At 65.7% G+C, this 23,413-nt stretch carries 14 protein-coding genes; 9 read left to right on the plus strand and 5 right to left on the minus strand.

The annotated features are described in order from the left end of the window. Positions 1 to 34 precede the first annotated feature (34 nt). Positions 35 to 670 (minus strand): FkbM family methyltransferase, encoded by a 636-nt coding sequence (locus LT988_RS14565; RefSeq protein ID WP_232406285.1) that lies wholly within the window; start codon positions 668 to 670, stop codon positions 35 to 37. 197 nt (positions 671 to 867) lie between these two features. On the opposite strand from LT988_RS14565, the gene LT988_RS14570 reads away from it, so the two are divergent. Then, entirely contained in the window at positions 868 to 3,234 is a 2,367-nt protein-coding gene (locus LT988_RS14570; protein WP_232406286.1) for an O-linked N-acetylglucosamine transferase family protein, read from the plus strand. On the opposite strand, the gene LT988_RS14575 is transcribed toward LT988_RS14570, so the two are convergent. Further along, positions 3,210 to 4,052, minus strand: a complete 843-nt coding sequence (locus LT988_RS14575) for a hypothetical protein (protein WP_232406287.1) — start codon at positions 4,050 to 4,052, stop codon at positions 3,210 to 3,212. The two genes, LT988_RS14570 and LT988_RS14575, sit on opposite strands and share 25 nt — an antisense overlap. Positions 4,053 to 4,239: 187 nt before the next feature. Between LT988_RS14575 and LT988_RS14580 the strand changes: the two genes are divergently transcribed. The 8 genes from LT988_RS14580 (at position 4,240) to LT988_RS14615 (ending at position 13,014) form a co-directional block, all read left to right on the plus strand. Further along, the gene (locus tag LT988_RS14580) at positions 4,240 to 5,460 is read left to right on the plus strand and encodes a hypothetical protein (RefSeq protein ID WP_232406288.1); all 1,221 of its coding nucleotides are present in this window, start codon (positions 4,240 to 4,242) and stop codon (positions 5,458 to 5,460) included. Positions 5,461 to 5,744: 284 nt separating this feature from the next. Further along, the gene (locus LT988_RS14585; protein WP_232406289.1) at positions 5,745 to 6,056 is read left to right on the plus strand and encodes a hypothetical protein; all 312 of its coding nucleotides are present in this window, start codon (positions 5,745 to 5,747) and stop codon (positions 6,054 to 6,056) included. Positions 6,057 to 6,099: 43 nt separating this feature from the next. Further along, positions 6,100 to 6,888, plus strand: a complete 789-nt coding sequence (locus LT988_RS14590; RefSeq protein ID WP_232406290.1) for a hypothetical protein — start codon at positions 6,100 to 6,102, stop codon at positions 6,886 to 6,888. 248 nt (positions 6,889 to 7,136) lie between these two features. Then, entirely contained in the window at positions 7,137 to 8,372 is a 1,236-nt protein-coding gene (locus LT988_RS14595) for an FG-GAP repeat domain-containing protein (protein WP_232406291.1), read from the plus strand. Between the two features lie 182 nt (positions 8,373 to 8,554). Then, positions 8,555 to 9,487, plus strand: a complete 933-nt coding sequence (locus LT988_RS14600; protein ID WP_232406292.1) for a peptidylprolyl isomerase — start codon at positions 8,555 to 8,557, stop codon at positions 9,485 to 9,487. 67 nt (positions 9,488 to 9,554) lie between these two features. After that, a complete protein-coding gene (locus LT988_RS14605; RefSeq protein WP_232406293.1) occupies positions 9,555 to 9,965 on the plus strand; it encodes a hypothetical protein in 411 nt (136 codons plus the stop codon). A gap of 24 nt (positions 9,966 to 9,989) precedes the next feature. Continuing rightward, entirely contained in the window at positions 9,990 to 11,438 is a 1,449-nt protein-coding gene (locus LT988_RS14610; RefSeq protein ID WP_232406294.1) for a GNAT family N-acetyltransferase, read from the plus strand. A gap of 34 nt (positions 11,439 to 11,472) precedes the next feature. Continuing rightward, positions 11,473 to 13,014, plus strand: coding sequence for a PIG-L family deacetylase (locus LT988_RS14615; protein ID WP_232406295.1), 1,542 nt, complete (start codon positions 11,473 to 11,475; stop codon positions 13,012 to 13,014). Between the two features lie 128 nt (positions 13,015 to 13,142). Here the strand turns inward: LT988_RS14615 and LT988_RS14620 are convergent, their stop codons facing one another. The 3 genes from LT988_RS14620 to LT988_RS14630 form a co-directional block, all read right to left on the minus strand. Then, positions 13,143 to 15,011, minus strand: coding sequence for an ABC transporter ATP-binding protein (locus LT988_RS14620; RefSeq protein ID WP_232406296.1), 1,869 nt, complete (start codon positions 15,009 to 15,011; stop codon positions 13,143 to 13,145). Between the two features lie 75 nt (positions 15,012 to 15,086). Further along, on the minus strand, positions 15,087 to 15,872 hold the full coding sequence (locus LT988_RS14625) for a glycosyltransferase domain-containing protein (RefSeq protein WP_232406297.1): 786 nt from the start codon (positions 15,870 to 15,872) through the stop codon (positions 15,087 to 15,089). After that, the gene (locus LT988_RS14630) at positions 15,865 to 23,361 is read right to left on the minus strand and encodes a type I polyketide synthase (protein WP_232406298.1); all 7,497 of its coding nucleotides are present in this window, start codon (positions 23,359 to 23,361) and stop codon (positions 15,865 to 15,867) included. Before LT988_RS14630 ends, LT988_RS14625 begins: the two co-directional genes overlap by 8 nt. Positions 23,362 to 23,413: the final 52 nt, after the last annotated feature.

Genomic DNA, 23,413 nt, shown 5'->3' on the forward strand with positions numbered 1-23,413 from the left:
TGACGCGCGGAGGTACACAGGCGCAACCCGGCCTTCAGGCCTGCGCAAGCTCATGCAGACAAAAGATGTCGTCCGTGCCGAGTCGCGCGATCTTCGTGTAACCACGGTCGTTCATCAGGTCGTCGATCGCGTAGTTGTCGAAGTTGTTCTCGATACAGAATACAGAGACCCGAACGCGCTCCCAGGGGAAGGCCCGCATGATCTTCGCCTCGGTCCCCTCGGTATCGATGCTCATGAAATCGACCTGATCGAGCGGATGGCGATCGAGCAGCCACGCCAAGTCACGCACCTCGACCTCGATCTCGTGCACGGATTCCTGCGGGAGATGACCTTGAATCCTTTCGCGATGCTGTGGCTCGATGTCCGCGGCGATGCCGGACCAGCCGAGAAACCCGCCGATGATCTGAACGAACGGCATCCGCCCGTGGCAGTCGGAGAGGGCGACGTTCTCCTTAATCGCATCGGGGCGATTCTTGACGAGCCGTGCGAAGGCGACCGGATTCGGCTCGATCAGGATCCCGTTCCAGCCAAGCTCGCGCTCGAAAAACAGGGTATTGCTGTCGATGACCCCGTCGAGTGCGCCGAACTCGATGAAAGTCCCCGATCTGTGGTCCTTGAAAAAACGCTCGTGGATGAACTGATCTTGGCCGTGTTGCGAGTGGTAGCTCATCGGATCTTCTCTGGATGTCGATGTCCCGTGCATCAGTCTTGTCGATCGACCGAAACCCCGTGGATCCGCGGCCGGCGCGGCATACAAGGCTCTCCGCGACTCCGGTCGGCGTCGAGGTTTTGGGTTTGCGACGTCGGTTGGTCACATTTCGAATGCGGCGCCATAATAGCGCGGATGACGTAATCTAGGTTCACCGAATGAAATCGCGTGTATCCAAAAGCCTGATGGCGCCCCAGCCGCCGCGTGACGATGTGCGAAGGCGCTTTATGCAGGCGCGCGAGCATTACGGGGCCGGGCGGCTCGACGAGGCCGAGCGTGCACTTCGCAAGGTCCTCAAGCGGGCACCGAAGGCCCCGCAGGCGCTTGCTCTGATGGGCCAGATCGCCGCTCGGCGCGGCTCGTTGGAGGAGGCCGAGCAATGGCTGCGGCAATGCACGGTCGCAGCCCCGGATCATCTGCCGGCACGGATCAATCTCGGCAATCTGCTCCTGTCGCGCGGGGATCCGGCGGCAGCCGAGGCCTGCTATACGGCCGCGATCCGTCTCGAGCCACGCCATCCGGTCGCACATTACAACCGGGGGTGTTGTCTCAGTGCGCTCGGTCGCCTGCAGGATGCGATGGATGCCTATCGCGAATCCATCCGGTTGAAGCCGGACTTCGCCGAGCCCGCGATCAACCTCGCGTCCGTGCTCTGCGAGTGCGAGCGCTATGCCGAGGCGGAGGCGATCTATCGCGATCTCATTCGCACGCATCCGGGGCGTGCCGACGTCCGTTTGCAGCTCGGCAAGGTCTGCCACCTCACGGGGCGTTTCGGCGAGGCGCGCGAGCATTACGAGGCGATCCTCCGCGCGAGCCCCAACAACGCCGGTGCCCGGCTCGCCTTGGCTTCGGCCTTGTTGGTCGATCATCGCGTCGCGGAGGCGGGGGAGTTGATCAAACAGGCCGGGTCATCGGGAGGTGCCCGCAAGACCGAGCTCTTGATCGCACTTGCCTCGCTGCGAGCCGCGCAAGGCGATCCGCGTTCGGCCATCAAACACCTGACGGACGCGATCGAGGCGGGCGCGGCCGCGCCGCAGCATTTCCTGACCCTGGCGGGTTGGTACGGGGAGATCAGGGATCGCGCGAAGGCTGTCGCGGTGCTCGAGCAGAGCCTCGCGCGCTTCGGCGAGCGGCCCGCCGGGCTGCTGCCCGCGCTCGTCGTCAACCAGCGCTATCTCTGCGACTGGCGGGGGTCCGAAGAGCGTCTCGGGCGTCTGCTCGAGCAGCTGCGGGGTCCGTCCCCGCCGCCCATCTCGGCGTTTGCCGCGCTCTTTCTCCCCGGCTTGACCGCCTCGGATCTGCAGCGGTTGACAAGGGCCGAGGCGCGGCGCTTCGATGCGAGTGCTGCATCCGTGCTCCCGGCGCGCTCGTCCGTCGCCCCGTCCCCGCGGCGTCTGCGCATCGGTTATCTCTCGGCGGACCTGCACGAGCATGCAACGGCCTATCTCACGGCCTCCGTCTTCGAGGCGCACGATCGCGAGCGCTTCGAGGTCTTCGCCTACTCCTACGGGCCCGATGATCAAAGTGCGACGCGCCGCCGTTTGATCGATGCCTTCGAGCACTTCGTCGATATCCGCGAGCTCGGCCATACGCAGGCCGCGACGCGGATCAGGGACGACGAGATCGACATCCTCGTCGACCTGAAAGGCTATACCCGCGGGGCGCGCACCGAGATCCTCGCCCTGCGGCCGGCCCCGATTCAGGTCAACTGGCTGGGATATCCGGGGACGATGGCCGTGCCCTTCATGGACTATTTGATTGCCGATCCTGTGGTGATTCCGCCCGAGCAGGCCTCGAGCTACGACGAGGCGCTGGCCTATCTGCCGGATGCCTATGCGCCTGTCGATCCGCACCGCCACATCGCGGAGACACCCCGCCGTGCCGCCGCGGGTTTGCCGGATGATGGCTTCGTCTTCTGCTGCTTCAACAACCCGCGCAAGATCACACCTGAGGTCTTCGAGCGCTGGTGCCGTTTACTGCAAGCGGTGCCCGGATCTCTGCTGTGGTTGTTCGCGTCCCAGGACGCGGCGATCGATAACCTAAAACAAGAGGCCGAGCGCCGCGGGATTGATCCGCGGCGTTTGGTGCTCGCGCAGCGAGTCCCGCAGCCGGAACATCTGGCCCGGTTGGCCTTGGCGGATCTGATGCTCGATACACTGCCCTACAACGCCCACACGACGGCATCGGATGCACTCTGGATGGGGGTGCCCGTGCTGACCTGCGTCGGCGACACCTTTGCGTCGCGGGTCGCGGCAAGCCTGCTGCACGCAGCGGGGCTGCCCGAGCTGATCACCTCGAGCCTGGACGCTTACGAAGCGAAGGCACTGCGCCTGGCGACGGATCCGCTCGCCTTGGCCGAGGTGCGGCAGCGCCTGGCGCTCGCCCGGGAGACCGCCCCCTATTTCGACCCCTCGGGTTTTGCGCGACACCTCGAAGCACTCTACGTGCGGATGCACGAGCGCCTGGCCGCCGGACTGGTCCCGCAGATGCTCGTGCCCGATCAGGGCCAGGCCAGCGGGGTTTGACGCCGTTTGTTCACCGTTCTGAGGACATACCCGGTGCAATGCTCAGGAGGAATACTCGGATTCGGCGCCAGGTCCCAAGCGTCGCGGTAGCCGTAGTGCGCCATATAGTCTCGGAAGAACGGCTCGAACAACGCCACATCCGTCTCGGTAAGCCAGTGCCGCCAGTTTCCATATCCCAATGTTCGGGGGACGTGGTCGATCTTGGTGGGCACTTGGGCGGAGCCGGTGAGCGGGAATCCGAGGTACGACTCCAGATCGGCCAGACGACCGTCGATGAAATCTTCGTAACGCACGACCAGGTGATCGCCGATCTCGGTCTCGAATAGCGGTAGCCAACGGAATTGGTCCCGCATCCAGTCTAGCTCTCGACGATACTCGTGATGATCGCTCAGCTCCAAGACGCGTTCGAGCAGGCTCGCCAGCGGGGTGCCCGCGGGGTCGGTCTCTTTCGCGTGCAGGCGCGCGAGGATGTCGACCATCTTGCCGTCGTCCTCGTAGATCGACGGTTCTTGCTGGACGATGAAGAGTACGGCGCTGACGATCCAGTCGCGGGGGTCGCGCACCAGGACGATCTTGCGGTCGAAGCCGAGAAAGCTCGCGTATTTCTCGGCGGTGGTGCGCCCGTCGAACCAGGCGATGGTCTTGGCCAGCACCCATTGGTTGGCGTCTGCGTCTTCGGGCGTGTAGCTCGGTTTTTCGAAGATGCTCCTGAGCGGTCCCGAAACCGAGTTGGCGATCTTGGCATGGAGGCCCGACGTACCGGTCTTGTAGGGGCCGAAGATAACGATCTTCAAGGGTGATGTCGGCGTGGTCGACATGTGTAAGGTCCTGAGTTGGCTTGGCCCGGAGCGGACCATCGTGCGACCCGCCCAGGGTCGGGGAGGTCGTTTCTTTCACTGGGCGTTGGATCTCGATCGGTTTTGTTCTGTATCCTTGCGGTTCCCGAGCCCTCCCGACCTCGTTGCCGAAGCAGCCCGCCAGAACCGCGGAGTTTAATGGAGAAGTATGCGCGTCGTCGTCTCGCTCACCACCATCCCCGGCCGGGAGGCGATGCTGAGCCGAGCCGTTGATTCGATTCTGCGCCAGACCAGTCCCCCCGATGCGATCTACCTGTGGCTGCCCGAGGAGCGTTTCGGGCCAACGGCTCGCCTTCCGAGCTTTCCCGGCGTCGTCGTGCGTGCCGGTCTCGATCTCGGGCCGGCGATGAAGCTCCTGCCGACGTTGGAGGTCGAGACCGATCCCGAGACCCTGCTGATCCCCGTCGACGACGATATCGAGTATCCGCCCGAGCTGATCGAGAAGCTGGTCGCGACCTCGACGCTTCTGCCCGAGCATGCGATCGGGTTCACGGGCTGGAGCTTGGAGGAGCGGCCTGACGGACCCGCGATTCGGCACTGGAACGAGCAGGAGCCTTCGGCCGGGATGCTGCAGCCGGTCCAGGTGTTGGAGGGCTATCGGGGGGTGCTGTACCGCAGACGCTTCTTCCAAAGCGACATCCGGGCGCATCTCGAAGCACTCGATGCCTTCCGGTACCACGACGATATCCTATTCAGCGGTTATCTCGCGAGCTGCGGCATCGCTCGCGTCGCTCAGTGGTTCGGATCCGTGTCGAGATCCGCCGACCGACTGTGGCTGCTGCATGGTCAAGATACCGGGCTGCATACTCGGCCGGACTGGTATGCGCGTGGCCGCGAGTGTCTCGCCTATTGGGCGCAGCGGGCCCCCGAGCTCATGGATCCGATTGCGGGACCGGCCGAGGGGACACGTCTTCAACTCGAGACGGGCGATCTCGCCCGCGTCGCATTTCTGCATCACGCCTCTTCGGCCTTGGACATCCCGGTTGAGATCGTACACGATACGTTTGATATGCCCTGGCCTTGGTCCGAGAGCACCTTTTCCGAGATCCTTATCCTCGACCCCGATCGCCTTGCGACGGCCCGGCAGGAGCAGTGGCTGACCGAATGTCGGAGGATTCTCGAGCCCGGCGGTCTTCTACGGGTCTTTTGGCCTGCATCGCCGGTTTCGTGCGAGACCGATACAGCGGGGTGCGAGAGCATGCGCTCCGAGTTCGATGCGGGGACGACATTGGCCCGCTTTCGAAGTCTGGCCGCCGATCAAGGCTGGCGAGCGGCCTGGACGACCGGCCGGGAAGGCGTGACGGCGACCCTGATCTCTGCATGCCGGGGTTCGAATCACGCCCTTCCAACCCAGGTCGTCACGCGGTGAAACCCGTCGGATCAGTGTGTCATTTTGCCGACGATCATGCCTCGCCGATCGGGCCATCTGTCCGGGGCGTGTCCGCCACACTGCGGGGCGGTGAAAATGTGACAGATGCACGGTTGCAACAAAAAAGGCCCGCTTGAGGTTGACTTTCGGCAACGATGCGGCATACTTTGCATGCACCGCGAAGAGGTATTGCCGCAACTGTGTGGAACTCCTCGATCGACCGCCAGGGGGGCCAAACAATTGGGGTCGGCGCGGTCAGTCGGTCATCACATGTGAACTTGACAATGGAAGAGAGGCAAGTTATGAGCTCAAACTTTAAAAAGCTGGCTATCGCGGCCGGTGTTTCGGCAGGCTTGGCAGTGGTCAGTGCGCCGTCCTATGCGGTCATCGCCGGCCCCGTCGGCGAAGCCCTGTTGATCCCGCTCGTTGCGCACGGCGGCGACCAGCCGCTGGCATCCAACACTATCATCCAGGTGACGATCCCGGGAACGGTCGGTTTCGACGGCATCCCGAACAACTTCACCGCTCCGCACACCACCCCGACCAACCCGGGCCCGACACTTTATCCCGAACGACCAAGACCTGGTTCCCGGTAACTTCATCCACTGGTACTGGTTCGACAAGGAAAGCGTCCATCGCTTGAACCGTATCGTCCCGGTCACGGCCGATGACGTCGTCGTTATCGACTGGTTGCAGGCCTCCGGCGGTGCCCGCGCGGGCGAGGAAGGCTACATGGTGATCGGTACCGAGACCGCTCGCACCGGTGCGGCGGCAGACTTCGCCATGTTCGGCGAGGCTTGGTTCGAGCTGTATGATCCGGAAACCGGCGTAGGCACTCTGGCTCCGATCCCGGTTCTGCCGATGAGCGACGGTGCCGATGGCGCGTTCGACAGCCCGGTTTCTGTGGCCGACAACGTTAAGTACAACTCGCAGGGTATCCCGCGCGCGGTCTCCCCGCTGATCAGCGGCATGCGTACTAACCGGTCCGACGGCATCCTGAACGACACGACCGTGTTCAACCTGGCGCTGTCCGATCGCAACTTCCCGAGCATCCATGTCGTGTGGCTTGACGTGAATCTCGGTAACGACGGCGTTGGCCTCGGCGTCGACGTCTTCGACAGCGACGAGCTCAGCTGCTCCAGCTCCGTCGATCTCCCGTACGAACTGAACGTGATCTATGTTCCCGAGGCGTTTGGCGATACCGACGGCAATGAGTTCGTAGATGACACGAATGCATTCTGCTTGCCGACCGCGGCTGCAGCGACCGAGGTCGGTTTCGTGACCTACTACATCCCCGAGTACATCGACACGAACATCAACCAAGCTGAGTCCGCCGGCGTGGCCTTCAGCATCTTGATGGACTGGGATGCGATCGACAACCTGAGGTTCACCACCTCGCTGGGCCAAGAGCGCGGCACCTACAAGTAAGCCGTTCTTCTTGCCCTGAAGAGACGATGCGCAGCAATGTGCATCGTCTTTTTTTTTTGCTCGATTACGGCCGAAGTTTCCACGGGCTGGCCGACGCGCGGTCTCCGCCGCATGTCGAGCACAGTCGCTCCGACGTCACTCGACCGCGATTTCCTCCGTTTGAGTTTTGGAAACGAGTTTGCCGAGTCCCTCGGCAATTGCTCGAGTGGTATCATATTCGGCCCGCGGTCGAACGGATCAACAGGCCCATGTCTCTCTCACGTCCTTTCGGAAAAGCCTTTTCCTACCCGATACTCTTTTCCCTGCTCGGGGGGCTCGCCGGCTGTGATTCCGAGCCGCCTCCCCAAGCGGCGGCCGAGTCGCCGGCACAGAGGCTTCCCTTCAACGCCATCGCTTTCGACGTCCTTGCCGACGACATCGACGGCAACGGGCTGCTCGATCTCGCCTTCACCACCCATCATGCGAGCTACACCCAGGTCTTTCTCCAAACGAGTCCGCGTGTCTTCGCGCCCGGACCGAAGATCGAGGAGGTCGGGTTCCATCCCGGCGACCTGATGCGCCTGCCCGGAGAGGATCCGCGTCTCTATCTCATGAACGCCGAGGGGGTGAATGCGTTGCGTGTGTTCGAGCCGGGCCCCGGCGGCTCTTTGGGGCTCGTCGCACAAATGAATGCGCCCGCACCGCGCGTCTCAGCCTTCTTTCGTTGGCCGGACGCGGGTCTTGGGCTCGCCGTCGCGCCTTTCGCACAGAGTACCCTGCTGCTGATCAAGGACTTCAAAGGGGCAACGGCGGCACGCGGTCTCGCCTACGGACTCCAGCTGGATTCTCAGCTCTCGCAGATCCACCAGGTCGCGGCGGCCGATCTCGACGGTGACGGCAGCGACGAGATCCTCTTTCCCGAGCCGAGGTCCCATCGCCTGAATGTCGTGCGGGCGCCGAGCGGCGATGATGTGCCGACGATCGAGGTCCTCTGGACCTTCGAGCAAGGCGGGATGCCCCGACACATCGTGGTTGCCGACGCCGACGGCAACGGTACGCCGGATCTGTTGGTGCCGGACGAGGTCGCGACGCCCTCGCGGCGTGCACAGGTGAATGTGCTCCTGAACGACGGGACCGGTCAACTGACGCCTGTATCGATCCCGTTTCCGTCGACTGGCGAAAACGCCAAAGGCGTCAAAGGGATCCGGTCGATCGCTTTCGGGCAGGATGAGGACGGGGCCGGCTATCTCCTGGCGGCCGCGGAGACGCATCTGGCGTTGATGCGAATCCCGCAGGGTTGGTCGGGCGAAGCGCTCGAGTCTCGTATTCTGCCGTTCGCGCCCGTCGGGGTGATCCGCAAGATGCTGCTCGTCGACCTGGACGGTGACGGCGCACTCGACGCGGTGCTGGGGCGCACAGGCAGTTCCGACTCGGGATACATCCTTTACGGTCCGCTTTGGGACACCTTCGAGTCGATGACCGCAGCCGGGGTTCCTATCGATTGAGGCGGCCCGCGGGGCCTGATCGGGTTGCCGGAGCATTCGATAGCCGCGGCTCGTGCCGGCGACTAAACATGCCTCGTGAGCGCATTGGCTCCTTTTCCGGACATCGACAAGGCAGGCCACGTCTGCTCTGGCCCGAGACCCTTGCTTCGACCTTGTACGCTTGATTTGTTATCGGAGTTCTTATGCGATTTTTGTCCTACTCACTTGCACTCTGCATTTGCCTGCTGATCGGGCCCGGTCTCGCTCCGGCAGAGCCCGTCGCCCAGGCCCCGGAAAAGGCCCAGGCCCCCGAAAAGCAGGTTACCCCGGTGGTGATGGCACGCGTGGGTGAACGCGACATCACGGTCGAGCAGTTCATGCAGTTCCTGACCAAGAACCCCGGCCGCGTCCACGAGGCGACGACGCCCGAAGGCAAGGGCCAGCTCCTGCGCACGCTGGTGGAGGCCGAGCTGATGCGCCAAGCGATGCTCGATGCGGGCTCGATCACCGAGACATCAACCCCCGAAGAGCAGCAGGTCGCCTTCGCCCAGCTTGCCGCGGCGAAGTTCCCCGCGCCTCCCGCGCCGGACGAAGAGGCCCTGCGTGACTACTATGAGCACAACAAGGACATGTTCGGGATTCCGGCATCCGTGCGACTGAGCCAGATCCAGCTTCGCGTGCCGGAAGGTGCGAGTGAGGAGGAAAAAGCGGCCGTGCGTGCACGGGCCGAGGCCGTCTTGGAGCGTCTCAAGGCGGGCGAGTCCTTCGCGGATTTGGCCTCGGCGCTGACCGAGAATCCCCGCGAGAAGGGAACCGACGGCGACCTCGGCTTCGTCTGGCGCGACGGACATGAATGGCTGGAGTCCGCACTCGAGGGTGTCGAGGTCGGTCAGCATACTGCTGTGTTGGAGTCGCCGGTCGGCTTCGATATCCTCATGCTGACCGAAGAGCGCGAGGCGGTCATCACACCCTTCGAGCAGGCCCGCGACAGCGTGGTCCAGCGCATGCAGGCCGATGGGCAGGAGAGGGCTAGACAGGCCTATGCCGCGTCGCTGGCAAAGTCGACGAAGGTCGAGCTGCTCGTCGAAGATCTCAAGGCAGCCTACCCGAACGGCCTTTTCGAGGCATCCGAGTGATGCCGATCACCCCCGCGCAACCCCTGTATTCGGGCGCATCTCCCCATTGAACAAAGAGTATCGGCCCATGGATATCAAAACACTGCTAGTCCTCCTGGCTGCCGTGCTAGTCACGATCGCGCCCGCGACCGTGTTATCGGGCGAGCAGCCCGAGCGCGCGCGTTTGGACGAGCGGGTCGCGGCCTATTGGGATGCGATCCGGATCCGCGATCTCGCGACCGCCTATACCCTGGAGCTGGGCTCGGTGGACGGATCCCTGACCGCGGATGCCTTTCGTCGGCGTTCTGACAAGAACGTCTGGGACGTGGTCGAGTACAAGACCACGGCGGTCGAGATCGACGGCGACGAGGCACGGCTGTATCTCGAGATGGTCGTGAGGGCCCCGCAGATCGCTAAGCCTCTGAAGCGGACCCGCTCGGACCGCTGGGTGTTTTCCAAGGGGGACTGGTTTCGCGCGCCCGCCGCCCCTGCTCCTTAGACGATCGACGAGGCACGGTTGGCCATGGAGACCTGGTCGGTTGCCGTGTTCCCGGAGGAGTCCCCCGGCGATGTCCTCGTGCTGGGGTCCGATCGGACGGACACGGCATCCGTTCTAACGGCGCTCGGCTACGGCGTCTCGAGGTGCGGCTCCTCCGCGTCCGGGTCTGCCGCGGCGGACGTCGGTGCGAGCGGGGTCGGTTCGCTTGGCTCTGCGGAGTCGAGGGATGTGCTGCAGCTCGTGCATGTCGTCCTGATCGGATATCGGCTTTCCGAACCGCCGCTGGCGCTGTTCAACGGCTTGCGCGAGCGGCTTGCGCCCGGCGGGCGCGCGAACCTGATTGTGTCCCGGCAGTCCAATGACGATCTCGAATCGGCTGCCTACGCGCGTCGAATCGGTTATCTGAGGGCAATCGCGGCGCGATGCGGCTTCGTGTCGGATCGCGAACCGGAGGCGAGGTCGCATCCGCAATCGGCGCAGCGGCGGTGTCTGTCGTTCGTGCGGGCCGACCGAGATCCACGTTGGCGCGTCATGGTCTTGCCCGAGCGCGACGTCCCCCGCTTCGTCGGCCTCTTTAAGAGCGCCTTTAATCAGGATATCGACGTCGCACTCTGGCGTTGGAAATACGGGGACGGTCGTGGCGACGCCATCATCGCCGAAACCGGTGGGCGTCTGGTCGCACACTATGGTTGCACGCGACGCCGGGTTCGGTTCTTCGGCGAGCCGATCGTCACGGTGCAGATCTGCGATGTCATGGTCGATCCCCGCGAGCGCGGCATCATGACCAAGTCCGGTGCCATGTTCCTCACGGCGGCCACCTTTGCCGAGATCTTTCTCGGGCTGCAGGGCGTTCCACTCGGGTATGGCTTCCCGAGCCGACGCCACGAGCGTCTCGCCGAGACCCTTGGACTCTATGCCGAGGTTGGGCGGCTAATGGAGGTACGCTGGCCGGGCGGCGATACGCGCGCTCGTCTCGCGAGTCGCGTGCGCCATCTCGATCCCGAACAGGCAGGAGATCGCCGCGCCGTGGAGCGTCTCTGGTCGGCGATGGCCCGGGATTTCGAGGACGGGGTCCTCGCGATCCGGGATTGGTCTTACATCGCCTATCGGTACGCCGCGCATCCGCTGAACCACTACGAGCTCTTGCTGGTGACGTCGCGTCTGACCGGTCGTCCGCTCGGACTCCTGGTGTTGCGAAAGGGGAATGATGCGGTCGAGCTCGTCGATCTCGTCGCGCCTCGCTCCAATCTGCCGGTCCTCGTCGATCAAGCCCGTCGGCTGACGGCCCTCTGGGGACTGCCGTCGGTTTTCTGTTGGATCACGCAACAGCATGTCTCGGCTCTCGGCGGGCCCGACGGAGAGGTCAAGGACCTGGACATCAGTATTCCGACGAGTGTTTGGGTCGACGGACCGGCGCCCGAGCGGCTCCGCGACCGCTGGTGGTTGATGTCCGGTGACACCGATTTCCATTAGGCGGCATCCGAGAAACATCGGGGATACGCCAGTCATGAGCTTCGTCGAGCAGCATTTCGTTCCCTATCGTGCCGAGCAGTCGCTTGGGCCGGGGCGCGCATTGGTGTTCGCGCCCCATCCGGACGACGAGGTCCTCGGGTGCGGGGGGGCGATCATGCGGCACGTCGCCGCCGGCGATCCGCTCGCGGTCGTGATCGTCACCGATGGCGGTGCGGCAAGCGGCGCCGGGAGCGAATATGCACCTGTCCGCGAGCAGGAGTCACGGTGTGCCGCGGAGATCCTCGGCTATGGCGAGCCGCTGTGCTGGAGGATGCCGGATCGCGGGATCGCCTACGGAGAGGCCCTGATCGAGCGGATGATGGATGCGATCCGCGAGCAGCAGGCCGACCTGGTCTACGTACCCTCCTGGTGGGAGATGCACCCGGATCACTACGCGGTCGCCTTGACGGGCGCGGAGGCCGTGCGGCGCAGTGGGGGCGACATCGCCTTGGTGATGTACGAGGTCGGAGTCCCCCTGCACCCGAATCGTTTGCTGGACATCACCGACCTTGTGCAGCGCAAACAGGCGGCCGTCGATTGTTTTGCGAGTCAGCTGGCGCAGCAGGACTACGGGCGACACATCGGTGCCCTGAACGTCTATCGCACCTACACCCTGCCCGCCATCGTGCTCGCCGCGGAAGCCTATCGGATCGTTCGGGGCGATGCGCTTCGGCTGGATCCGTCGCTGGCCGTCCGCCCCGGGGTCTACTACACGCAACGCCAAGCGGAGGTGGTTGCGCCGCCCTTGGTCTCGGCGATCCTGATCGGAGCGGACAGCGGATCCGGCCGAGAGGCACTCGACTCGGTGTTTCACCAGACCTATCCGAGCCTGGAGGTGGTCGCTCTCGCGGAGCGCTCCGACGCGGCTCGATCACTGCCGCGCCCCCCGGAAGGGGGTGCGCGTTTTCCGATCCGATGGGTCGAGTGCGATCCGAACACACCGCGCGGCGAGGCAGCGAATACGGGGATGATGCAGGCCACCGGGACCTATCTGCTCATCCTGGACGAGGCGACCCTGCTCGACCCGGATCATGTCGCGTCCTTGATGACGCGGCTCTCTCTCGACGGGCAGGCGCGCTTGGCGCGGTCCGGCGCGGTGCTCGAGGAGCTGCTCGACGGACGGTTGATGCGCCGAGTGGAGCTGAGCGGGGATCCCAATCTAGCCCGGATCGATTCCGGGCAGGTGTACCCGCTTGCGAGCCTCCTGTTCGAGCGCGCCTTGTTTCTCGACGGGTGTCGGTTCGACGATGCCGCGTCCGACGACACGGACTTTCTGAAAGGCATCCTGGCTAGCGCCGATCCGCTGCCTGTCGATCGTAACAGCGTTCGTCACCGGCATCGCCTATCCTCCGGTGTGCCTGACCCTTGGCCCCCGCGGGAACCCTCGGATCCGCTCGGTGAGGATCGGGACCCCGTGTCTCCGCTCGATGCGCGGATCCATACGCTGGAACAAGAGGTCGAGGCGCTGAGACGCTCCACCTCTTGGCGGTTGACCGCCCCAATGCGTGCCTTCTCGCGGCTCCTGCGGCGGCGTTGAGACGCGCGGCCGATGCGATGCGTTTGGCATCGGCATCTTGGTCGTAGCGATGGTCGATGACGACAACGACAACGACAACGACAACGAACCGTCTCAACACATCTGCCGTGCTGCACTCGGTTGATCGGTCAGCGCTGAGTGCCATAGAGGGTGGCGTAGTGGCCGACCTCGTCGATCAGATCCTCGTGACGCCCTTCCTGACTGATGCGTCCCTGCTCCATGACGACCACGCGGTCGGCTTGGAGGACCGCGGTCAGGCGGTGGGCGATGATGATGGTGGTTCGACCGGACAGGAATCCGGTCATGGCCCGATGCAGGCGCTCTTCCGTCCCGGTGTCGAGCGCGGAGGTCGCCTCGTCGAGGATCACGACCTTGGGATCGGCCAGCACCATCCGTGCGACCGCCAGGCGCTGGCGTTGGCCGCCGGACAGCCGGACGCCGTCTCGGCCGAGCACGGCATCGAGCCCTTCGCTTAACCCTTCCACCACGTCCTTGAGCTGGGCGATCTCGAGTGCATGCCAGAGACGCGCGTCGGGGATGTCGCGTCCGAGGGTCAGGTTCATGCGCAGGCTGTCGTTGAAGAGCGACGGATCCTGCAGGACCGTGGCGACATGGTCTCTGACGACGTCCAATCCGATCTCCTCGACCGGGATTCCGTCGAAGAGGATGCGGCCGTGACGGATCGGGTAGAGCCCGAGGATCACCTGCACCAACGTCGTCTTGCCGGCGCCGCTCGCGCCGACCACCGCGACCTTCTCGCCCGCCGCGATGCTCAACGTCACACCGTTCAACACGGGTTCTCCGCCTCCGTAGTCGAAGCGCACGTCTCTCAGATCGATCGCGACCGTCTCCTTGCCGGCGAAGGGGTCTGTTCGATGAGGGTACTTGGGCTCCAGCCCCATCCCGAGCAGTCGATTGATGCGTTCCAGGGCGGCCTGTGCGCTGTGGTAGTCGTATTGGACGTCGAGCATCGTTTGCAGGGGGTTCATCATGAACCATAGATAGGCAAAGACGGCCAGCATTTGACCGATCGATAGATCCGAGAAGACCACCATGAGCATGGCCGCTACGCGGAAGATATCGAAGCCGACGATGAAGATCAGGAACGACAGCCGGTTGGCGGCGTCCGCCTTCCATCGGTACTCGAACGAGGTGTCGCGAATCCGGCGGGCACTCTCGACGCTGCGCCCCACGTAAAAGCCTTCCCGATTGCTGGCCCGAATCTGCCGAATCGCGTCGAGCGTCTCGGAGATCGACTCCTGAAACCCCTGAAATGCACGGTTTTCCTGCCGTTTCAACGCCTTGACGCGCCGCCCGAACCGGGTCGTGATGTAGATCACGACAGGGTTGAGCAGCAGGATGAAGAGCCCGAGCTGCCAATGCATCCAGAGCAGGACGGCGGCGGTGCCGAGGATGGTGAGCGTGGCGACCAAGAAACGACTGACCGCGGAGGAGACCAGGTCATCGATCGCGTTCATGTCCGTCACGAGATGAGAGGCGACCGTGCCCCCGGCGAGGGTCTCGTACTCGGCCATCGAGACGCGCTCGAGCCGATGCAGCAGATCGCCGCGCATGCGAAAGACGACATCCTGGGCGATGCGGCCGAAGAGACGTGTCTCGACGATGCTCAGTCCGACGTTCGCGAATCTCAGCACAAGCGTTGCGAGCAAGGCCGCGAGCAGATACCACATGGGGCCTTGCCAGCTCGCGGGCGAGATGTGGTCGATGAAGGCGACCATGGCCCCGGGGTCGTCGAGCAGGACCTCGTCGACCATCAGGGACAGGATCAAGGGCATCGGAATCGCGGCGAGTGCGGCCAGGATGGCCACCAGGTTTGCAAGGATCAGCTCACGGCGATGGCGCAGCACCATGTCGGCCAAGACACGCCAATCGTATCGGCCCGGCGATGCATCGGCGCGGGCCGACGAGCGCTGCTCGACGCGATCGGTGACGCGATCGGCGGATTGATCTGCGACTTGATCGGCGGGCAAGGTCATCGGCGGGGGCTCGGGGGCTGGTCGAGATGTTCGCGCCGGTGCGGGGTGAGTCGATCGTGTCTCATCTCGGCCCGATCATGTGTCATCCGTGGTGTGCCCGGTGTCGATGCGGAAGATCGGCGCAGCGACAAAGCCGATGTTTTGGAACATGCGGCAACGGTAATCGAGGGCGATGTCCGAGGGCCTCTCCATCCAGAGGGTGCGCAGGATTCCCTGCTCGGAATCGGGGGCCTCGGGGGCGGCGGGAATCTCGAGCGCGGCGGCGAAGAGGTCGCGACAAAACGCGGTCCGGCCGATCCAGGTCCCCCCGTTGAGGTAGTGGCAATCACCCGGCTGCCCGGCGGCCATCGCGCGCTCGAAACGCTTGAACCGCGGCAGCGGAGGCCAGCTCAGACGATCGGCCCCGAAGACGATACCGGTCGCGAAGTGGTCCTCGAACCGATCCACGAGGATCTCGGGGTTGCCAAGGATCAGGGCGTCCCGCGAGTCTGCGTAGAGGACGTAAGGGGTGTCGATCGTATCGAGCAAGGCGCGAATCGTCCGCGGTTTGTCGCGCGCGTTGACCCAGTCGCGAACACCTTGCCCGCCGACCCGATAGGGCACGCCCAAATGCTCGAGCCCCCGTTCGAGCAGTCCCATGGCCTGCGCGCCGTTGTTGCAGGTGATGACGGTGACACGCGCGGAGGGACCGATCGTTGCCGGGGCCGAACGGAAGAAGGCGTCGCGAATCGGAGGCCAATGGGGATGGTTGCGATGGTGGCCGTGCGCGTGGACCACTAAGGGCTCGGTGCCGAGCTGCTCGTTGACGAGCCGCAGCCCGACCGGTTCCGCCGGCACCCGCGCCGACGGGGTACTAGACATTTGCACCCTCGCCGAGCCTTACCTCGGAGGCTCCGTGATCCGTCGCCTGTCGGGTCTTGCCCGCGATGCCCCACGGACCGTCTCCCGCGATGACCTCGCAGACATCCGACGCCCCGGCGGCCAGCTCCGCGATCAAGAAGCGCGCGCCGGCTTCGGGCGTGATGACCGGAATGCCCTGCCGAGCAAATCGCTCCTGGACCTTCGCATCCGCCATCCCGACCCCCGTCCAGGGCCCCCAATTGATCGCCAGGATACGGGTCTGCGGCCACTTCGCCCGCATCATCCAAGCCAATCGATTGAGCGTCTCGTTGGCAGCGGCATAATCGCTCTGGCCGCGGTTTCCGAAACGCCCGGCGGTCGAGGCGAAGAGCACCAGGGTTCCCAGTCGCTCGGGGTCCAGGCGGGCCATCAGCGTATGTGCGGACTTGGCCTTGGTTTCGAAGACACGGGCGATGGAGTCCGGTGTCTTGTCTACGAGCAGTCGGTCTTCGATCACGCCTGCCCCGTGCAGCAGGAGATCGATACGCCCGAGCCGCGTCTGGAGCGCCTCGATCAGGGCGCCGAATGCACGCGAGTCGCGAACGTCGCAGGCGTGATACTCGACCTGAATCCCGGACGCGCGTAACCGTCGGAGCGTCGCGACGGCCTCTTGGTGCCGGACGACGGCGCCGACCTCGCGCTCGATGACGGCCGGAGGGCGCGATCGTCCGGCGGCGCGATCCGCATGGATGAGCCTCGTGCGGATCTCCGCCGGGGTTTCTTCTTCGCCGCCGTCGCTCGCCGAGGCATCTTCGAGCGCTTGTCGGCCGATCAAGACCACACGCATGCCCGGACGCGCCAGCGCGCAGACCAGCGACGCGGTGATGCCTCGGGCACCGCCCGTGGCTAGGATGACGGCATCCTGGGGAAGCTCGGCGCCGTCCGTGTCGGTGTGGGCGAGGGGTGCCGGACGCGGGGAATACGACCAGCGTTCACCTTGCAGGTAACCGACCTCAGTCGCACCGCCCGGAGAGAGGAGCTCGTTGACGAGTGTATCCGCGACGGCGAGGGGCGGCCGATCCCGCTCGAAGTCCAGGCAACGGGTGTGAAGCGACGGCCATTCATGCTCGAGGCTTCGTAAGATCCCGAGCGGTGCGGCTGCGACAGGCGATCCCGCAAGCAGCCTTCCGTCTCGGCCGAAGCGTCCGCCCAGAGCGGACGCCGACAGAATCCATCGCGTTTCAGTGCGATCCGAGCGGGCGAAGTCGCTGCGAACCGCTTGGAGGAGCCGGAAGAGGTCCAGCACGCTGCGCCTGCAGGCATCGGCCCAATCGACGTGATCTCCCTGATCCAGCCCGGCGAGATGCACAATGCCCTGAACGGGGCCATAGGCCGAGCGCAGCGCGGCGAGCGTGTCATCGAGGTCGTCGCCGGCCTCGACCAGTCCGGCATAGGCGCCCCGCAGCTCGAGGAGGGCTGCGAGCTCCTCGGCAACGCCCAGTCGGTCGCGCGTGACGATGTAGAGTCCGCTCAGGCGCGCATCGCTCGACGTCGAGAGGGGCTGTTCTACAGGCGCCATGACATAGCGTGGACAGGCATCGACGGTACTTCGCGGCGGTGCTGCAGAGGGCGCCTTCGACGGGGTGGTCGGCTGCGTCGTTTCTTTGGCCCGGGAGAGTCGAGAGACCCATTCCCCGAGATGTCGAAGCCGGGTCAAGTCCTCCGAGAAGGCGTGGATGTCGACATCGGCGCGCCCCGCAATCTCTTCTCGGAGGCGGTCCGCCATCTCGATGCGTTTCAACGAATCGATGCCCAGGTCGGCCTCGATATCCTGTGTCAGATCGAGCATGTCGGCCGGATACCCGGTGACCTCGGACGCGACACGCAGGATGGCCTCGGCCCAATCGATGGTGTTCCCTGTACTGACGTCGGCTCGGACGGGCCGATCGGCTACGCGGACGCCGGTTGTCTGCGCGCCGCCGGGCGGCATGCTTACGGGCGGCACGGATTCGGCGGATTCGAGCCACCCCCGCAAGGTGCGGATACGGGCTAGCCTATCGACGTCGAGGTTGCCCGTGCCGGCCCCCGGCAGCGCGCGCGCAAAGGATTCGAGGATCTCGAGCCGCTTGAGCGAGTCGATGCCCAGCTCGGCCTCCATGTCGTCGTCCAAGCTCAACATGTCCTCCGGGTAGCCGGTGACCCGGGAGACCGTCTCCATCAGGATCCGTGTCGGATCCAGCGACGGCGGTGCGCTCGGCGCAGGCGGCGCCGAGGTCGGCGCCGGGCGGGGCTCGACGGGCACCGATTCGCGAGACGGCTCTGAAGCCGGTGTGACCGACGGTCGGGCGACCGCCCCGGGGATCGAAGCAGGTTGCGAGAGGCTCGCCGGGGCGGGCAGATCGCCGCCGACGAGTGCGCTGAAGATACGCTCCTGGCTGGCGATGAAGGCCTGCACCGTTTCGGCGTAAGCCTGATAAATGCCCGCAACCCCGGCGTCGTCACCGACCGCCGGCAATGGCGAGCGGCTTGGCTGAAGGCGCGCGGATTCGGTTGCTTCACGCGCCCGTTCGGCCTGTTCGCGTGCGAGCGAATCGGTGTCGTAGAGGGGCTTGAGCGCACGCCATCGCGAGGTCTCTGAAGAGCCGTCGCCGTTCTCCGAGACCGGCCAGGCCATGTGCCCGTCGACCATCCAGGAGGTGGGTCGGACGGGTGGCGCCAAGGCGGCCCGGCACACCTCGTCGATGCCGCGAATCCGCTCGACCCGTCCGTCGAACAGGCGCGCGAGATCGATGGGCCGACCGGCGCGCCAGAGTGCGGCGAGCCCTTTGAGGAAACCGGGCATCCCCTGTTTGCCGGGGTCGAGCGCGACGATACGGACATCCTCCGGAAGGTCCATCGTCCCGAGTAGACCGGCCAATGTCTCCATCGGACCCACATCGACGAAGACGCGTGCCCCCGCGTCCATCATCCGCCGCACCATCGCGACGAACTCGACCGGCGCAGTCAGATGGCTGTTCAGATGGGCGGCGACGTTTGGGCCCTCCAAGCGCCGGCCGTCGATATTGGAGTAGGCCGCGATCCGGGCGGGACTTGGGGAGATGCGTGAAAGGTCATGGGCGAAGGCATCGCTCGCCTCTGCCATCAAGGGCGAATGGAAGGCCGTCGACACCCGCAGTCTCATGACGCGCCAGCCCTTGTCGGCCAATCCGGCGCAGGCGGCCTCGAGCTGCGGGGCAGGGCCGGAGATCACCACCTGCTTGTCGCTGTTGTGATTGGCGAGCACGATCCCCGGGTATCGGCGGAGCTCGCTCTCGACGGCCTCGCGCTCGGCAAAGACCGCAGCCATTCCACCGGGGCGGTTGACCGCCGCCATCAAGCCACCTCGCGCGGTCGCGAGGTCGATGAAGTCGTCGAGTGACAGCACGCCTGCGGCATGCAGTGCGGTCAGCTCGCCGAAGCTGTGACCGGCGACCATGTCCGGGATCACGCCCAAATGCTGCAGATAGGCGACCGAGGCCGCCGAGACGGCGCCGATAGCGGGTTGTGCCACACGGGTGTCGATCAATCGCTCGTCGAGGCGAGCGCGGTCGGACGCATTGAAGACCGACGGCGGAAAGAGGTAGTCGTCCAACGCAAGCGGGAGCTTGCCCTCCAAGCGCGCGCGTACATGCGATAAGACCGCTCGGGCAGGCGGGGCATGAAGGGCCAGTGCCCGTCCCATACCGACGTACTGGGCGCCTTGGCCGGGGAACAGAAAGGCGACGGTGTCGACGCCGTCGGTCGAGCGTTGCTCCAAGCCCAGCTCGCTCGGCAGGCGGCGTGCGGGTTCGTCCAGCGCATCCATCAGGCCGGCGAGGGCGTCGGCGAGTCGCCCCAGGTCGGGGACCACGGCGGTTGCGACCCAGCCCGTGCGCGGATCGCCTGCAGCCTGCGCGCAGGCTGCCGCCAGGGTGCGCAGAGGCGGCTTTGCGCCGCGGGCGAGCCAGTCCTGCAGATGGGTGAGCTGCGCCCTCAACCGCGCGCGATCAGGCCCGTGAAACACAAACAGCTCGGCGGGCCAGCGGTGGCCGCCGCACGGTGCGGGCGGGCCGCCGAGTGCGCGATATTCTTCCAAGACGACGTGACTGTTGGTGCCGCCGAAGCCGAAGGCGCTGACGGCGGCGCGATGCGGATGGGACTGTCGATCGAGCCAGGGACGGGGTGCGTCCAGCAATCGCAGGGGCGACCCCGAGCGCGCCAACGCCGGAATCGGGTCGGTGACGCCGTAATGCGGGGGTAGAACCCCATGGTAAAGGGCCAAGGTCGTCTTGGCCAAACCCAACAAGCCGGCCGCTGTCTTGGCGTGGCCGAGGATCGATTTGAGCGACCCGAGGGTGCAGCTTTCGGCTCCCACGCCGCCCGTATCCAGCAGCCCGCTGTAGGCTTCGATCTCGGATTGGTCGCCGACCCGAGTCCCCGTGCCGTGAGCCTCGTACAACTCGATGCTCGACAGCGGGATCGCCGCTTTGAGGTAGGCACGGCGCATCGCCCGCAGTTGGCCTTCCGTGCGAGGCGCCGTCATTCCCATCGCGCGCCCGTCGCTCGAGGCGCCGACCGCCTTGACCACGGCGTAGATCCGGTCCCCGTCGCGCTCTGCGTCCGCAAGACGCTTGAGCACCATCACGATTGCGGCTTCGCTCGGCACGAAGCCGTTGGCGGACGCGTCGAATGCGTGCTCGGTACCCGTGGGAGAGAGTGCGCCGGTGCGCGTAAATCCCGTGTATGACCCCGGACTTTGGCCGACGTCCACGGCGCCCACAAGGGCGAGATTGGTACGACCGGACTCCAGCGATTGAACGGCGATGTCCAAGGCTGTCAGCCCCGATGCGCAGGCGGCATCGACCGTTAGATTCGGGCCGCCGCAATCGAAGCGGTTCGCGACCCGACCCGCGACGACACTGGTGAGGCCGCCTGCAAAGGTCTCGTCCGCCAGCTCGGGCGTGCGCGCCTTGATCTCGGCGGCATGCGGGCCGGCAACGACGGGCGCCATGGCGCGGGCACGAATGGCGTCCCCGGTGAACCCGGCGGCATCCGCGGCGCCGAAGATCACGGCGGTTTCCTCCCGATCGAAATCGCCGTCGGGGTATCCGGCATCCAGGAGGGCACGTCGCGTCATCTCCAGCATGAGGAGTTGGGCGGGGATGATGTTGCCGACCGATTTCGGCGGGATGCCGAACAGCAGTGGATCGAACAGGACGGGGTCGAAGAAGCCGCCCCAGCGGCATACGCTCGCATCAGGGTCACGGCCCTCGGGGTCGTGGTAGAGCCGCCAGTCCCAGCGCCCTGCCGGAATCTCGCGGGTCCGCGGTTGTGCGGCGAGAATGACGTCCCAAAGCGCTTCGACGTCGGCCGCGCCCGGCGCGAGCATCCCGATGCCGATGATGGCGATATCGCTCGGCTTCGCCTCCCGAGCGGAATCCGCACCGCGCAGCGCCGTCGCCTCGGCCGCGCTGGCCTCGAGCCATCGTGCCGCATCCTCGGTGACGCTGCGATGAAGGCGGGTGATGTCGGTCAGCTCGTCCTTCACGACGGCACAGTCCCCGATCATGAACATGCCGTCTCGCTGCTGTTGCTCCGAAGGGGCTTCGATCAGCCGCTCCCCTTCCCGAGCAATCCCCTTTGTCGCAATGCGCAGCCGTCCGAGCAGGAGTGCATCGAGTTGCTCGCGGGTCTCGTCGATCGAGCGCTGAGCCTGCAGAAGCGTCCGGCGATTGGCCAAGAAGAGGTCGACGAAGGGCGTGTCGATGCAGCGATTGGCGTGCCCAGGCGCGCTTTCGATCGTGACGGTGCGGCGGCACGCCAAGGCGGCATGCTGGAAACCCGCAACCACGGCACCGCGATCCACGGCCTCCCGGGTGTAGAGATAGGCGGTTCCCATGAGCATCCCCCAGGCTGCTCCGCGCGCGACCAGCGGAGCGGCGACGGTGGCCGCCATGGCTGCGCTGGCCGCGTCGTGGATTCCGCCCGCGAACAGGACCTCAAGGTCCTTGATGTCCGCCCCCTTGGACGCGAGGATACGCTCGACCGCCATCTCCCACAGCGGCAGGGATCCGATCGGCCCGACATGTCCTCCGCACTCGCGGCCTTCGAAGATCAGGCGACGCACGCCCTCGCCGAGAAAACGCTCGAGAAGCGCCGGTGTCGGTACATGGACGAAGGTCTTGAGTCCGATAGCCTCCAGCGCCTTGGCTTGATCCGGGCGGCCGCCCGCAAGGACGACGTAGCTCGGCGCGATCCGTCGCAGGCATTCGATCTGGGCCTCCAGGAGGCTCGGCTCGATGAAACCGAGCAGGCCCACGCCCCAGGCCCTGCCGGCGAGCCGCTCGCGGCAGCGTCCGAGGAGCGCGGAGATCTCGCTCGGGCGCATGACACCCAGCGCGAGTGTCGGCAGAGCGCCGCCGCCGGCAACCGCGTCGGCGAATTCGGCGGTATCGCTGACGCGGGTCATCGGGCCTTGGACGACCGGGTCGGCCACGCCGAGGCGCCCCGCCATGGTGCTGCCGCGGCGTGTTGCTCCCTGGGTCGCCGCAGTCTCGATCATCCGCGGGATCGCGTTTTCGATGGCCCGCAGCAGCCGCCCGAGGGTGCGATACTCGCGTGCGAACCGCTCCGCGAAGCCGAGCCCCTGTCCGACCGGCCACAATGCGGTTTCGGGCGATCCGAATCCGAGCCGCTCCCCGATCGATCGACGCCATTCGGCGCGTGCCTGCTCCGGTCCGATGTCCTGGCCCTCCAACGCGATCGCCAGATCGCGTGCCGGCTTCGTTTGCCGAAAACGCGACTGCTGCAAGACGCGGCAGGGGGCCTTCAGAGAGGAGCCGAGGAGCAGGCTGGCTTCCACGCTCTGGGTTTCGAGCCAACCGCGATGCTCGGGGCCGAGCGGCGATTCGCGCAGGAGCAGGAGCTGGTCGTCCAAGACGACGCCGGCCGCACCGGCAGCCCGGCAGGCGGCCATGCCGCCGATGCCGAGACCGCCGTAAACGATCACTGGCCCGATCCCGACCGCGAGAGCCGCCTGAAGGAGGACCGGTGCGCCGGTTTCGCCGCACCAGCCGGCGCTCTCCTGGCCGCGCACGATGAGGCCCTCCGGGCGCAGATCGGAGGCTCGAACGGCGTCCAGGATCGCCACCGACGGGATCTCGATCCAGACCGCTCCGCCGCTTTTGCAGGCCACGCGGGCGGCATCGATCAAACGGTCCGCGCAGACAAGATCGGCGTCGGCGATCAGAAGCGGTCGTCCCTGCACACTGGCCTCTCGGACGACGCTCTCGACCTGCTCCGGGCGCAGGCGTAGACCCGCCGACGGCGGTGCATCCGCGACGGCACGCGTGAAGGCGGCGTGGCCGCAACGGGTGAGGTCGAGGACGCCGAGGTGCCCCGCACGGGCCGCCGCCGGCAGGATGGAGCCGCCGGGAAGCTCGGCGGGATTCAGGCACAGGCAGACGAACGCCTGCTCGATCGGATGCTTCATGACGTCTCCAACGGAGGGGTTGCGCGCGGTCATCCGAACACGCAGCGAAACG

This window comes from Thiocapsa bogorovii (genome assembly GCF_021228795.1).
Classification (GTDB): Bacteria; Pseudomonadota; Gammaproteobacteria; order Chromatiales; family Chromatiaceae; genus Thiocapsa; species Thiocapsa bogorovii.

Coding starts and splice junctions, on each gene's coding strand:
- LT988_RS14625 (WP_232406297.1), bottom strand. CDS start 15,872: ATGTCTAGTACCCCGTCGGCGCGGGTGCCGGCGGAACCGGTCGGGCTG.
- LT988_RS14600 (WP_232406292.1), top strand. CDS start 8,555: ATGCGATTTTTGTCCTACTCACTTGCACTCTGCATTTGCCTGCTGATC.
- LT988_RS14570 (WP_232406286.1), top strand. CDS start 868: ATGAAATCGCGTGTATCCAAAAGCCTGATGGCGCCCCAGCCGCCGCGT.
- LT988_RS14615 (WP_232406295.1), top strand. CDS start 11,473: ATGAGCTTCGTCGAGCAGCATTTCGTTCCCTATCGTGCCGAGCAGTCG.
- LT988_RS14620 (WP_232406296.1), bottom strand. CDS start 15,011: ATGACCTTGCCCGCCGATCAAGTCGCAGATCAATCCGCCGATCGCGTC.
- LT988_RS14630 (WP_232406298.1), bottom strand. CDS start 23,361: ATGAAGCATCCGATCGAGCAGGCGTTCGTCTGCCTGTGCCTGAATCCC.
- LT988_RS14595 (WP_232406291.1), top strand. CDS start 7,137: ATGTCTCTCTCACGTCCTTTCGGAAAAGCCTTTTCCTACCCGATACTC.
- LT988_RS14610 (WP_232406294.1), top strand. CDS start 9,990: ATGGAGACCTGGTCGGTTGCCGTGTTCCCGGAGGAGTCCCCCGGCGAT.
- LT988_RS14605 (WP_232406293.1), top strand. CDS start 9,555: ATGGATATCAAAACACTGCTAGTCCTCCTGGCTGCCGTGCTAGTCACG.
- LT988_RS14575 (WP_232406287.1), bottom strand. CDS start 4,052: ATGTCGACCACGCCGACATCACCCTTGAAGATCGTTATCTTCGGCCCC.
- LT988_RS14580 (WP_232406288.1), top strand. CDS start 4,240: ATGCGCGTCGTCGTCTCGCTCACCACCATCCCCGGCCGGGAGGCGATG.
- LT988_RS14585 (WP_232406289.1), top strand. CDS start 5,745: ATGGAAGAGAGGCAAGTTATGAGCTCAAACTTTAAAAAGCTGGCTATC.
- LT988_RS14565 (WP_232406285.1), bottom strand. CDS start 670: ATGAGCTACCACTCGCAACACGGCCAAGATCAGTTCATCCACGAGCGT.